Here is a 13,740-nt window from a genome sequence, read left to right as displayed (position 1 = left end):
GAGCGTTTTCATTTTGATAGAGTTAACTGTGAAAATACTAAAAGATATAATAGGCAAATTAACCGTACATGGCTATTCCATCGTTAGAGCAAGGGATAGTCTCTTTGTCTATCTCGAAGAATATCAGTAAGCTAATTGTAGCAAAGTGGGGAATGAGACTCATGGGCCGATTTGGAAAACTTAGCCTTATCCGGCAAGTCCTTTATTTGATCTTGATCATGCTGATCATACTTCTGATTTCATTTGTCATTTCGAACAATATTGCAGGGCGCATTATCGAGAGGAAGGTCACGGACTCCGTTAGCAAAATACTTCTTCAGGTTGAAGAAAAAACGTTGAGCTTTTATTCGGACATGGAGGGAATCTCAACATCTCTGCTATACAGTCCGACGGTTCAAACCTACATGAGTTCGACGGATACCTTATCGATGATCCTAATGAACAGTGAAATCATTTCGGTGTTCAGCAACACCATTACTCTGAAAGAAAATATTAGAGGCATCCAGCTTTTCAACAAGGAAGGGACGTTGATCGCCAATATCGGAGCAGGAACCGGCGAATCCGTTAAATATCAGGTGGAAAGCATAGAGTATTCAGGGGTTTTGACAAATCCCGATTTAGCCTACATGGGACCCTACTACACCATTTCCGTTCCGGTTTATAATCTGAAAAGTAACATTCCCAGAGATTACAGAGGTACAAGTGTTTTTGTTATGGATGTAAATAACTATAATAATATATTGAAAAGCGGAAAAATCACAAAAAATTCTCGGCTGTTGCTTCTCGATCAACAAAACAAAATCGTGGCCAGCGAAGGGAATTCGCCAGATTTCGATATATTCCATATAGAGGATTGGAAAAATGATAAACGATATATCGTACAGACGATGATGCTGTCCCGTACCGGATGGAAGCTGATCAGCGTGATTCCGAAGGACGAACTGTTGCAGGAATTGGCTGTCGTTCAAAGACTCAACATTGCGACGTATATCATCATGTTTAGTATACTCTGTCTATTTTTATTTATTTTTTACAACCGTATTTTAAAGCCGGTAAGGGCCTTAATGGAATTTATGAAATCTTACCCGAAAAAGGGTGGAGAAAACCGCTTCAACGTTGTCCATCATAATGAAATTGGCGTGCTCGCCGTTAATTTGAATAAAATGCTGGATGAAATTGATACCCTAAGCAAAGAGATTCAGCTTACGCAAAAGCAGATGTACGAAATCGAAATCACGAAAAAACAGATGGAAATATCCGCGTTTCGTAATCAGATTAACCCCCACTTTTTGTACAATACATTGGAATGTATCCGCGCTATCGCTTTTTATTACAAAGTTCAGGAAATTGCTGATATATCGACATCCTTATCCAATATGTTCAGATACTCGGTCAAAGGGAACGATTTCGTAACCATTCAGGATGAAATCTCGCATGTCAAAGAATATGCGAAAATAATCGAGTTTCGTTTTATGGGAAGAATGCAAGTAGCAATCGAAGCGGATGAGGACCTGTTGGAAGTGAGGACGCTTAAAATGCTGCTTCAACCGATTGTGGAAAATGCCGTTTTTCACGGATTAGAGAAAAAAATCGACAACGGCCTCGTTCTGATTACGGTGCAAAAGATTGCGCAGAACCAAGTTCAATACGTAATCCGAGATAACGGATACGGGATGGAAGATAAGCAGCTTGAGGAGCTGCTAAATTGCCTGCGGCAATTTGACACACCTAGCTATTCGAAGAATGATGCTAAACTAGGAATTGGGTTATCCAATATTTATCGGAGAATCAAGTTGTTTTACGGTGATGAGGCTGAGATGACCATACAAAGTAAATTACATTTGGGTACAACGATCAGTATCACCTTCCCTGCGCAGGACCATTCCGAACAACTGGAGGACAAATAACCATGTACAACGTATTGATTGTTGACGATGAGCCGTGGGTCGCATACGGGATAAAAGCGTTGATTGATTGGGAGAGCTTGGGCTATACCGTGATCGGAGAGGCGTATAACGGGTTAACGGCGCTGGAGACGATTTTGGAAAAAAAACCTGAGATCGTGATATCCGATATTCGAATGCCGGGTTTAAACGGAATTGAGCTGTTGGAGCAAATCAATGAGAAGCAGCTGGATACCAATGTCATTCTTATTAGCGGCTATGCGGAGTTTGAGTATGCGCAAAAAGCGGTCCGACTCGGCGCCTTTGATTATTTGTTGAAGCAGGTCGATAAAGACAAGCTCATCGATACTTTATTGCGGTTAAAAAGCGTGTTGACGGAGAAGCAAAAAGCGTACAAAGGACTGGATTTGTTCCTGGATGATCTATTCGAATTATTTGAGCCCGATAACAAAATTAAAATCAGCAATTTTTTAACAAATAGAGGAATTGGTTTCGTACTTCCTCATTATCGGTTCATTAGTTGTTTATATCCGCAAACAACGCTTTCAGAAGCCGGGGATGGAATTATAACGAGTAACGGGATAAAGTGTATCCGCTTTCGTACAGGGCAAAATAAAATCTCCATTCTATTAAACTACGATGAATGCAAGAATCCGATCGGTTTATTGGATTTCATCTCGGTAAACCTTTCCGGTACCGAGTGTATCGGAATAAGCAGCATAGGTGTTTTCTCTACACCCGTTGCCAAGCTTTATCAGGAATCGGACATTGCCCTGTTCAGTTCTTTCTTCGGGCAGGGACGACAGATGGTCGATTATAAAACGACTGAACTTGCCGCAGCTCTGACGAAAACGATACTTCATATCGAAGTAGCCATTAAAGAACAAAAACAGGAGCAAATTTATAAAGGTCTGGACGAGCTTTGTGAGGAATGCAAGGCTCGGCACATGTTGATCGACCAAATATCCACGATTTACAATCAAATCGTCTCGCTCATTTTTAAATATTATAGCAACAGCGATGTAATTAACGAAATCGAATATTTAAACTACTACCAAATTGTCCGTTATTATAGCTCAATCGAGCAACTATTCGAAAGGATCAAGGCAATCTTCGAGCAACAAGCCGGCGAAGAGCTGCTGATTTCCAATGAGACGGCGAAGAAGATTATCGATCATATCAATGCCAGCTTTACGGAGGATATTTTACTCGGCGATTTATCCAAGCAATTTAATATCAGTCTCGGTTATTTAAGCACCCTTATTAAGAAGGAAACGGGAATAACATATACGGATTATATAACTAACAAGAGAATGGGCCTGGCCAAAGAACTATTGTCTGGCTCTTCGCTGTCCATACATGAAATCGTAGAGCGTGTGGGATATAAGGACTATTTCCATTTTAACAAGCTTTTCAAAAAAAATTGTGGAATTACGCCAAGCAAATATCGGAAAATGTAATCGCTATCTAAAACCTACACCAAAATAAAAAAAATCAAACATATGATGTGATAGCGAAGCGGGCTAAGATGAAGAAGTACCAAACAAATATGCGTGGGCAGGGGTGTCGTCGATTATGAAGTTGAGATTGTTTACAGTATTGACATTGGCAGGGGCAGTCGCGTTATCGGGCTGCAGCGCCAACAAATCGGGAAGCGGCGCCGAACCGACGAAGGCGGCGAAAACCGAGACGCCAGCGGCGCCGGTTAATGTTAACTGGTTCTCTACAGCAGGATTCTGGAACCCGCCTCAATGGAACACGGAGCCTGGAACTGTTACGGGCGAACTTACGAAAAAGACGGGGCTCACTTTCAGCTACAATATTCCGGCTCAGGACGGCGATACAAAATTGAGTCTGCTGATGGTTTCATCATCGGATGCTTTCCCGGACGTCATTACAACTGTAGGCCCGGATATGTCTAAGAAGCTGACTCAATCCGGCAAGGTATGGAAATTGGAAGAATTCCTTAAGAAATATGATCCGGAGTCCCATTTGCTGAAGAGTTTTCCTGCTGATGTAAAGAAGCAGCTTATCAAACGAGATGGCGACTGGTACGCCATTCCGAGTCATATGGGCAGTGATGATGCGAAGAAGACATTTCCTCCGTCAAGCACTTACTTTGCAGATGTGGCAAAGTATTCAGAAAACAAAGGTGTTTTGATCAACGAGAATCTCATGAAGCAGGCAGGCCTTACGCTTGACGATCTGAAAACCGAGGATGGTTTCCTCGCGGCTCTCAAAAAGGTGAAGGACATGAAGCTGACTGTTGACGGCCAGGCTGTCATTCCGCTCCAGTTGAATGGCAAGAACTATCAGGGCGAGTCGCTCCAACTTCTTCAGCGATCTTTTGGGGCCATGCCGATTGATAAAGAAGGGAAAGCCAGAGATGTTCTCTTAACTCCGGAAAAACAAGCATGCCATTCAATTTCTGTTTAAGGCAGCTCAAGGCGGGTACTTCGATGCTGGGCAGTTAACAACCGATAATGCAGCCATGGAAGCAAACTTCTTGTCTGGACGTGTGTTTAGCTTCATCGGCAATATGGCTGGCGCTAAATTTGATAAGCTTGATTTCTGGGTTTCTCCTGGCCCGATCTTGTCGAACGAAGGCACAAAACCTACTTTCCCTTACTGGTCTGAACCAGGGGAAGGCTGGATGCAAACTTTCATTTCCAAATCAGCCAAGGAACCGGAACGCTTGGCGAAATGGCTCAGCTATATGGCCAGTCCTGAAGGGATGACACTCACTCACTGGGGCATTGAAGGCGTTCATTATACGAAAAATGACAAAGGTCTCATCGTACAAACTGACAAAGGGATACAAGACACCAAGGACAGCACCAAAACAGCATTAGATATCTTCTGGCAATTCACCAATTTGTCATTCTTTGAAAGCGTGATGCCGGCTCCTACAAAAAGGTCTGGCGCCGGTGGATTGGCTGAAGTGGAGGCACGGACCGCTTTCGCGAAAGGAAAGGAAGTGGTCAGATATAATGCTTCTGTAATGGTAATGCCTGGCGATTTCTATGCGGTCGGAAGCAAAAATAAAACGATAAAAGATCAAGTGCAGCAATACATCCAAGCTCAGATTTCCAAGATGGTTTTGGCGAAGGACGAGGCAACGTTCAACAAGCTCTATGACGAATATATCGCCAAACTGAAGGAATTGAAGATCGATGAGCTTGATGCAGCGGTAGACGCAGAAGTCCAAAAGAGGTTCAAAGAACTGGGCGTAACGGTAAAAGGCGTTAATTCATAACTTATGATTTGACCGATGAATAGTGCCAAAGTGCGGGTGCCTTCGCATGCTGCACTTTGGCACTATCAATGTTTGTCTGGAGGGATAATGATGGCGAAAAGCGCCTATGAGGGACACATCCCGTTAGCAAAAGCTAAAAGCAAGAAATCATTCAGGCTTGGACACGATCTTCGCACCCAGTTGGAGCTCAAGACCATGCTGTGGCCTGCAATTATTCTTATTGTCATATTCGACTTTGTCCCGATGTACGGGCTGTTGATGGCATTTAAGGCCTACGATCCCTTTACTGGAGTCAAAGGCATTTTTACGAGTCAATGGAACAACTTTGAGAACTTTATGTTTGTTTTTCGGAACTTTGAGTTTTGGCCGATGGTGAAAAATACACTCGGAATCAATCTCTTGGGGTCGCTGATAGGGATACCGGTAACCCTGATGTTCGCTTTATTGTTAAACGAGATCCGGAATCCCAAGTTTAAATCATGGATTCAGACCGTCACGTACCTGCCGCATTTTCTATCGTGGGTTATCTTTGGCGGATTGTTTATTACGCTGCTGAATCCAGATGGCGGTATCGTGAATTATATGCTCCTGAAACTGGACTTGATCGATAGACCTATTCAATTTCTGGGTGATCCCGATTATTTTTGGGGCATTGCTATCGGGACATCCTTGTTGAAGGAAATAGGCTGGGGCGCCATCTTATATTTGGCTGCCATTGCAGGCATCGACCAGTCTTTATATGAGGCTGCTGCAATTGACGGTGCGGGCCGTTTCAAACGGATGATGCACATCACGCTGCCTAGCATTTTGCCTACCGTGATGATTCTGATCATATTCGCAGTGAGCGGCATGCTGAACAATAACTTTACGCAGATTTACGTCCTGCAAAACTCATTAAACTTGCCTGCAAGTCAGGTTATAGATACTTACGTGTATCGAACAGGGATTCAACAGTTCCAGTTTGCTCCGGCTACGGCAATCGGTTTGATGAAATCGATATTTGCGCTTGCGCTATTGCTTGGAGCGAACATTCTATCAAAAAGACTTACAAAATCAGGTTTGTTTTAAGCGTATGCTTCCGGAGCGAGTTTTTCGCTTGCATAGAAGATACTACATGGAAGCAGCGCGAATAACTTTTAGGAGGTAGTCCGGTATGGTCGGAGGCAGGAGCTGGGGAGATCGCATTTTTACTGTATCGAATGTCCTCATCATGCTGTTTGTGATGCTATTGACGGTGTATCCGTTTTGGTTTTCTGTCGCAAATTCTTTGAATACAGGCGACGATCTTGTGCGTGGTCCCATATTTGTATGGCCAAGGGAATTTACATGGGCGAGCTGGCAGACGGTTATGTCGGACCCGGGGATCCTTCAGGCTGCATGGATAAGCGGGTCGCGAACTGTTATTGTAACGGTTGTCTCTATTTTGTATACGGCGATGTTTTCTTACGCCTTTTCCCGTCCTTATTTAAAAGGCAAATGGTTTTATGCGGGAGTAGGCTTTGCAAGCATGTATTTTGGCGGCGGGCTGATTCCTTCATTTATGTTAATGAATTGGCTTGGTTTGTATGATAGCTATCTGGTTTATATCATTCCTGCCCTTTTTGGCGGATTTTGGAACGTTATTATTTTCAATGCGAATTTCAAAGCGATTCCCATCTCTCTGTTTGAATCGGCCAAAATGGATGGGGCGAATGAATTCACCATATTCTTCCGCGTTGTTATCCCGTTATCAAAGCCGGTTTTGGCTGCTCTTTCGGTTTTCACGGCTGTTGGCGTATGGAATGATTACGGAGCGACGCTGTATTTCACCCAATCCAGTGATTTACAGACGCTGCAGTATCTGATCTTAAAGCTGGTTCAGTCGACTGATGCGCTTGAACAGATGGCTAACACCGTGAATGCCAACAATCCCGCTATCGCGGATCTCTACTCCAAAGTTCAAGGCCAAGGAACCGTTACAGCCCGAACCCTTCAACTGGCGTCGATGGTCATGGCGTCGATTCCAATGGTAATTATATACCCTTTTGCGCAAAGGTTTTTTATTAAAGGCGTGCTGCTCGGTTCTGTAAAAGAATAAAGGAAAAGTAATTATTTGAAGATGACCCAAAATGCCAGATATGTATCAAAATGACCGTCTAAAAAGCTTGAGCCCGGCTAATTGCCGGGCTCAAGCTTTTCTATTTTTCGCTTCAAATACTTACATCTTCACTTTCACTTATTTATTCTAAATATAGTAATCGTATGCAAATCCTCCAAAACAACCTGCGCATGAACACTATTCTCCTGCACATTTACAAACTTGACGATGACATCCCCTGTGGAACGTTCGAAACTTGCTGAATAATACAAAGGTTCGATCACCGGAAGCTTGTCTTCCGTGTCATGGGATAACACGTCGTCGATCCAAGCTCGGATCTATCTTCCCGATACTTCTAACGTACCCAATCCGTTTCTCCCAGATCCAGCCAACTTAAAAAAATGTATTTATCCCAAAAAACTATTCCCTTTAACATTAATTCGGCTAATGCTACAATAAAACGGGGGGGAAAGCTATGATCCATTACATCACGTCTTTCATGCGCAACAAAAACTTTCTGATCCGGATTGTATCGTCGTATGTTCTTGTCGGACTGCTGATCATTGCGGTCTTGACGTTTGTCATCACTTCTAAAGTTTCAAGGAATTTGACGAATGAAATCAATCGATCCGCGGATCGCTCCGTTGAGCAGTCGTATAATGCGGCGAACATTTTGCTGACATCAATGTTTGAAAATTTTGCAATCGCTTTCCAGAGCGCAGATGTCCAATATGGTTTATATAATGAAGATTTCAATACGAGCGCATTGGGTAGAATAGGTGGTAAGCTGTACGAGCTCAGCAGTACGAATCCTTTGGTAAACTCGATTTATTTGTTCAATTATCAAAAGAGACTCGTATTCTCCTCATTATCCACTGTCCGGACCTTTGACGATTTCTACGATACAGGGATGATCCAGCTGCTCAGTAACTTACAGCCTGCTAAGTCCGGCATATTTTTTTCTCGCCATATTCGGTATGACATCGACGCGAAACAGTATGACAACGATCTAATCTCCATTGTTTATTTGAACTCCATTGGAAAGAACGCGAACGGCGCCATGGTAGTGAATCTGAATCAGCAAACCTTGCAGAGGATGGTTATGAACGGGGCGGGCAGCAGTTCTTTTCAATCGATGATTTTGAACAAGCAAGGTACGGTCATTTCTCATACGAACAGCGCTATGATCAACACGAATATGTCTGATCAAAGCTATGTGCAGAAAATCAGCGCTTCGAGCGAGCCCAGAGGCACCATGGAGATCACGCAGGATGGCCGAAGTTACCGCATCTCGTATATCAAATCTGAAAGCTTGGGCTGGACTTTCATAGGCGTTACCGACTATGAGAGTCTGCTCCGCAATGTGAAGGAAATGAAGCGATATATTTTATCGGTAACGGCTATCCTGCTATTGACCGTACTCGGTCTCGGCGGCTTCTTTACCCGCCTCATTTACGGTCCGATTCATCGTCTGATCCGAAGCGTTCGTGATTCTTCCTTCGATTCAAGGCAGCGGCAGCCCGTTTCCGAGTTGGACTTGCTGAGCGGTACATTTGCTTATTTGGAGAATAAAATTCAGGATTTGCAAACCAGCGTCACGGACTATCAATCTGCGAAACGCAATGAAGTGTTACGGATGCTGACAGCCGGCGGCTGGACGGACGATGCCGAGATCGCCCGTAAGCTCAAACAAGTAGGCATCGAATTTGAATATCCTCATTTTCTCGTATGTTTGCTGCGAATCGACTCTTTTCGCAGCCTGCAGGAGGCCTATAAGCAAACGGATGTTTCTTTGTTCAAATATGCAGTTTCCAATATCGCCGTTGAGCTTGGCTCAGGCTCGTTCCGGATGGTCTGCTTTGATTGCGGGGAGGATGCGATTGCGCTCGTCGCCAATATCCCGGAGGATATGACGAACGCGGACCAACGGCTTGCAGATTCACTTGCTGACATTCAGACGAATGTCCGCAAATATTTGAAGCTGTCCGTTTCCGCAGCAATGGGTACACTTGTTCATGGTTTGACGCAGATCAAGTATTCCTGGAGCACCGCATCTGACGCTTCACGATACAGAATCGTGCTGGGAGCGGGTTGTTTGATAACCCGCGATTTTCCGGAAACACGAGAACCGCTGCAGGAGAGCCATGTTACGCTGCTGGAGAAGCAAGTGACAGACAGCATGAAGCTGGGGGATTTGGGGAAGACGAAAGAGGCTGTCGGGGAATTCGTCGCTTATGTGCGTTCGACTTCATTCGATGAAATGATGCTGGTATTCGCCCAGATGCTGATCGCGATTGTCCGTGTTGCCAGAACGATGGGAGTCGCCGATCATGAGGATGCCAGAACGTACATTGGCAGCCTGAATCAACAGTTATATATGAAGGAATCGATAGAAGAGATCGAACTATGGTACATGGGCTTATGTGAGAAGTCGATTAGCCAGAGAGATCAACAGTCGCTGCAGAAGAACAAATGGATTGTCGACAAAGTGCTACGATATATTCATGAAAGCTACAGCGATCCAAGCTTGACCGTGGATACGCTTGTGGAGGTCGGAGGATTATCGACCAATTACATGCGCAAAATGTTCAAAGATATCGTAGGGCAAACGATGACCGCCTATTTGACAGAGTACCGTTTCGCGAAAGCGAAGGACCTGCTGATTCAGACGGATTTGCCGGCGAACAGGATCGGAGAAATGGTAGGAATCGAGAACACGAATTATTTCTATGTATCATTCAAGAAGCACTGCGGCAAAACCCCGGACCATTTCCGTAAGCAGGCGAAATATAGCATAATTGATGACAGCGAAAGTACCATTTAATGAAAGTGGTCGGATTTTAAAGCTTTGAATCGTTGCCGATCGTTGAATGTGATCTAAACCTGAACTATGACCAAGCCTTGGCCTCGACTATGATTATAGTCGAGACTAAGGCTTGGCTTTTTCTATTGCTAACACAACGATTCGGAAGGCGTGATTGAATGACAAGGACTATCGAGAATCTCTCCTTGTGGACGGGGATGAGCGGATCAGCTGATGATTATGCTCTTCTAAGACCCGATGCGGAGGCGATCTTTGAATACGGGGAGGCGCAGGATTGGCGGCCATGGGACGCGCTTTCGCTGGAGGTTTACCTTCCAAAGAATACGACGGCCCAGCTGACATTCCGTATTTATCCACTTGCAATTGGCAGACAGGAATATATTCCTTTTACGACGGCTGCCGTGGCAGTGAGCGGCGAAGGCTGGACCTCAATAGAAGTATCGTTCGCTGAATTCGATTATTCCCATGCTGTACCAGCATTTTGGCGCATGGTAAGCAGGGTGGGTTTGAAGGCTCAATTTGTTGCCGACGGACAAGCGGAGGAGCTGCAGGTCAGAAAGCTTCGGCTGAAGAAACTAGGTTGGATTTCCCTTGATGCGCAGCAGTTGTCCCGATCGGCTGAACCGGGGGAAACGGTCATCTATGACCTGTCGGTCCGCAATGAAACGGACGAAACGCAGGCTGTAGCCCTCAGCTTGGAACATTACGGGTACGAATCTATGGAGCTGCTGCTCCAACCGAAGCTGCTTCTGCTCGGTCCCGGCCAATCAGGCAAGGCTTCGCTGCGGACGGTGATTCATGATGGAATCGCTCCAGGCGGGTTTGAGAAACATGCGATTAAGGCAATACCGAATGGTAATGCTAACTATGCCAAACGACTGACCTTGTATACCGTACGAAAGCTCCGCCATCCTTACATCATTCATACGGAAGCCGGGTGGGAGCAGGTCAAGCGAAACGCCAAGACCTACGACTGGGCGAGGAAAGAGTTGGACAATTACGTCCGAATGGCGGAGGAATGGGTTGTCCCCGAGACGCAGGGAGCAGGAAAGCCTCATGCCTTCGAGCTGTCGCAGCGGTTTCATCTGCACGCGGCAGGCGTGGCCTGGAAGCTGACAGGACGCGCGGATTTGCTCGAAAAGGCGGTGCTGTTTCTGCGGCGATTCGCAGATCCTGAGACCGGATATCCGACTACGGATGCTCCGTTTCTACACATTTATGCCACTCGCGAAGAAAGAGCATTGCCGACTCCCAGGGCTGTAAAGGTAAGTACCGGCGGGCTCATACACGAAGGCGAATTGATGCTGGATATCGCTTCCATCTATGACTTGCTTTACGATGCGGAATGCTGGACGGAAGAAGACCGCCGCAGGATCGAGGTGGCGTTCCGACTCTTTATCGAGAAGGTCGATTGGATGATCACCGACGGGGATACGAATAATATTCCTTCAGGAGGCATGGTTGGAGCGTTCCTTTGCAGCTTAGTCATTCAAGACATGCACCACATTCAGCGCTTCCTCCACGGACCGGGCGGTTTCGTTGACATGGTGGCAACCGGCGTCATGGATGACGGCTGGTATTTTGAAGGGGCAACCAATTATGTCATCTTGTTCGCCGATATGTTTACGCGCCTAGTTCAGGCCTGCGAGCCTTGGGGTCTCAATCTGAAAAACTGGCATGTGCCGCCTTCCTACCTAAGGAATGCGATGCTTTCGCCCTGGTCTATGCCGAAGGAAAAGCCTTTTCTCGGCATGTCCTTCGAGAAATTTGGCCCAGTTTGCCGTAATTACAGATCAGTGCGCGACGTCTGGGATGCGATGCTGCCTTTCATCGACGACCGCGGCATCCTGTTCGGCACCAACGACTCTACGGCGAAGGATATGGTGAAGTGGTACGATCTGGCTTATTATGTTTGGCGCGAGCCGAAATATACATCGGTAATTCACACTGCGGACAGACGCGATTTGATCTACGGCGTCGGGGAACTGCCCGAGCCGCCGGAAAGCCATGACGAACGATCCGTATATGCCGACAACGTCGGATTGGCTCTGCTGCGCTCACGCAAACCTGATGTTGCACCTTCCTCACAGCTACAGGCTGTGGTGAAATACGGCAGCCACGGCGGATACCACGGACATTTCGACAGAATGGGACTAACCGCTTTGATGAGGCATGGCAGAAATGCATACGGCCCGCTCGCCTCTTGGTTCGGCTATCATTCGTTTATGTTCAAGATGTGGGTGCAGGCTTCCATGTCTCACAATATGGTCGTCGTCGATGAGAGTATGCAGGAGCCGGTACCATCAGAGCGACTATTGTTCTACAGCGGCCCGATGCTGAACGTTTGTGCTGTCGAGACGTCAGCAAGGTGGAGCGATCCGCCGTACGGAGGCCAGACACCGTACCCCGAGACGTTTCCAGAGGAACGGAGTCTAATCGAAGGTCGCGACGTTCCGGTTCCCGCCATCGCCAGAAAACAGGGAGATATCGGAACGTATTCCGAGCCGGTTCTGCAGCGCAGGTTGGTCGCGGTGACGGATGATTACGTCGTAGTGGCGGACTACCTGCGGGGGGAAGAAACGCATACGTTCGACTGCCTTCATCATTATCAGGGTTTTCAAGAGCTTGCGGCAGAGCGGAAGCGGCACATTCGCCATACAGGCCAAATGAACGACGATCCTTACGGCTCCGGCCAGTTCATTACCGATTGCGATTGGTATGAATGTGAAGCTCCCGTACAAATTCGTTTTTCTCACCAATACGACCGGGTAAAGGACGATAGTGACGGCCGACACGCCATGTACAACGAAAATGGGCTTATGAATCTCCATGTGCATTCGCTTTGGCCGCGTCGGCAGGAGGTTATGACCGGTTGGTATGCCGAGGCCGACCAGATCAACAAGACGATAAGCTACAAGGTGTCGGGAGACGGAGTAACGCTGGCGGAAGGACGATTCGGCGCCTGGATATTGGGGAAAAGAAGCGTACAGATTGATCTTTCAGGCGTGAAGGAGTTTAAGCTGCAGGTCGATACGGATAGAGCAGCCAAGAAAACCGTCTTCTGGGGAGATCCCTTTGTGCTGACCAAGGACGGCCGCCGTATTCACCTCTCCGAATTGCCCGTCCGTTACGACAATGTAGATCGCGGGAACGGCATCGGTATCGATTACTATGGGGGTCCCGTACATGTTGAAGGGAAGAGCTACCGAAGGGCGCTGCCGTTCGAACCATTGGATTCCGGGCAGCCGGCCGAAGCAGTATTCGACTTGATCGGTCTTGATGTCGTCAGCTTCGAAGGGATCATCGGTGGTGATTATCCGCTAGGCGACGATACTGCCCGCAGGAAAACCGTTAGTGTCCGCAGCGTCGGCAAAGAAGCGTGCTTCCTGACGATTCTGGAACCTCACGAAGGAAACTCGGCGATTGTCTCGGCCGAAGCTTCCGCTCCGGGGGAGCTGAAGGTTTGTCTCGCCGACGGAAGGACGCAAGAGCTGTCGATCCGAGGCCTAGAAGGAGACGGGAAAAGCATTCACGTTCATGTCCGAGAGCTTATAAACGGCGTTATCGTGCGTGAGGAAACAGCGGAATGAACGATAAATCGTTACTATTCAACCAAACTAGTGAGATTTTACACCCGGAGTTTGATGGGGAAATAAAGCTTTTATCCGAAATCCAAACT

At 46.6% G+C, this 13,740-nt stretch carries 8 protein-coding genes; all 8 read left to right on the top strand.

Annotated features, from left to right (window positions below; genetic code table 11):
• Nucleotides 1-161: 161 nt before the first annotated feature.
• The 8 genes from QFZ81_RS23625 to QFZ81_RS23590 all read left to right on the top strand — a co-directional run bounded on the left by QFZ81_RS23625 (nt 162) and on the right by QFZ81_RS23590 (nt 13,651).
• On the top strand, nt 162-1,907 hold the full coding sequence (locus QFZ81_RS23625) for a sensor histidine kinase (RefSeq protein WP_307605032.1): 1,746 nt from the start codon (nt 162-164) through the stop codon (nt 1,905-1,907).
• Between the two features lie 2 nt (nt 1,908-1,909).
• Nucleotides 1,910-3,364: a response regulator transcription factor gene (locus QFZ81_RS23620; RefSeq protein WP_307605030.1), complete on the top strand. Its 1,455-nt coding sequence runs from the start codon at nt 1,910-1,912 to the stop codon at nt 3,362-3,364.
• A 115-nt stretch (nt 3,365-3,479) separates the two neighbouring features.
• Nucleotides 3,480-4,340, top strand: a complete 861-nt coding sequence (locus QFZ81_RS23615) for a type 2 periplasmic-binding domain-containing protein (RefSeq protein WP_307605027.1) — start codon at nt 3,480-3,482, stop codon at nt 4,338-4,340.
• Between the two features lie 70 nt (nt 4,341-4,410).
• The gene (locus QFZ81_RS23610) at nt 4,411-5,160 is read left to right on the top strand and encodes a type 2 periplasmic-binding domain-containing protein (RefSeq protein WP_307605025.1); all 750 of its coding nucleotides are present in this window, start codon (nt 4,411-4,413) and stop codon (nt 5,158-5,160) included.
• Nucleotides 5,161-5,247: 87 nt separating this feature from the next.
• Entirely contained in the window at nt 5,248-6,228 is a 981-nt protein-coding gene (locus QFZ81_RS23605) for an ABC transporter permease (RefSeq protein ID WP_307440982.1), read from the top strand.
• Between the two features lie 85 nt (nt 6,229-6,313).
• Nucleotides 6,314-7,237 (top strand): carbohydrate ABC transporter permease, encoded by a 924-nt coding sequence (locus QFZ81_RS23600; protein WP_307440983.1) that lies wholly within the window; start codon nt 6,314-6,316, stop codon nt 7,235-7,237.
• A gap of 475 nt (nt 7,238-7,712) precedes the next feature.
• On the top strand, nt 7,713-10,061 hold the full coding sequence (locus tag QFZ81_RS23595) for an AraC family transcriptional regulator (protein WP_307605023.1): 2,349 nt from the start codon (nt 7,713-7,715) through the stop codon (nt 10,059-10,061).
• Between the two features lie 158 nt (nt 10,062-10,219).
• The gene (locus tag QFZ81_RS23590; RefSeq protein WP_307605020.1) at nt 10,220-13,651 is read left to right on the top strand and encodes a COG1470 family protein; all 3,432 of its coding nucleotides are present in this window, start codon (nt 10,220-10,222) and stop codon (nt 13,649-13,651) included.
• Nucleotides 13,652-13,740: the final 89 nt, after the last annotated feature.

The sequence above is a fragment of the Paenibacillus sp. V4I9 genome, assembly GCF_030817295.1.
Classification (GTDB): domain Bacteria; phylum Bacillota; class Bacilli; order Paenibacillales; family NBRC-103111; genus Paenibacillus_E.
Note: the sequence above shows the minus strand (reverse complement) of the source record. Positions and strands in the feature narration are given on the sequence as shown.

What these genes read in the sequence shown, in the direction of transcription:
- QFZ81_RS23605 (WP_307440982.1), top strand. Translation starts at nt 5,248, where the DNA reads ATGATGGCGAAAAGCGCCTATGAGGGACACATCCCGTTAGCAAAAGCT.
- QFZ81_RS23595 (WP_307605023.1), top strand. Translation starts at nt 7,713, where the DNA reads ATGATCCATTACATCACGTCTTTCATGCGCAACAAAAACTTTCTGATC.
- QFZ81_RS23600 (WP_307440983.1), top strand. Translation starts at nt 6,314, where the DNA reads ATGGTCGGAGGCAGGAGCTGGGGAGATCGCATTTTTACTGTATCGAAT.
- QFZ81_RS23590 (WP_307605020.1), top strand. Translation starts at nt 10,220, where the DNA reads ATGACAAGGACTATCGAGAATCTCTCCTTGTGGACGGGGATGAGCGGA.
- QFZ81_RS23620 (WP_307605030.1), top strand. Translation starts at nt 1,910, where the DNA reads ATGTACAACGTATTGATTGTTGACGATGAGCCGTGGGTCGCATACGGG.
- QFZ81_RS23625 (WP_307605032.1), top strand. Translation starts at nt 162, where the DNA reads ATGGGCCGATTTGGAAAACTTAGCCTTATCCGGCAAGTCCTTTATTTG.
- QFZ81_RS23615 (WP_307605027.1), top strand. Translation starts at nt 3,480, where the DNA reads ATGAAGTTGAGATTGTTTACAGTATTGACATTGGCAGGGGCAGTCGCG.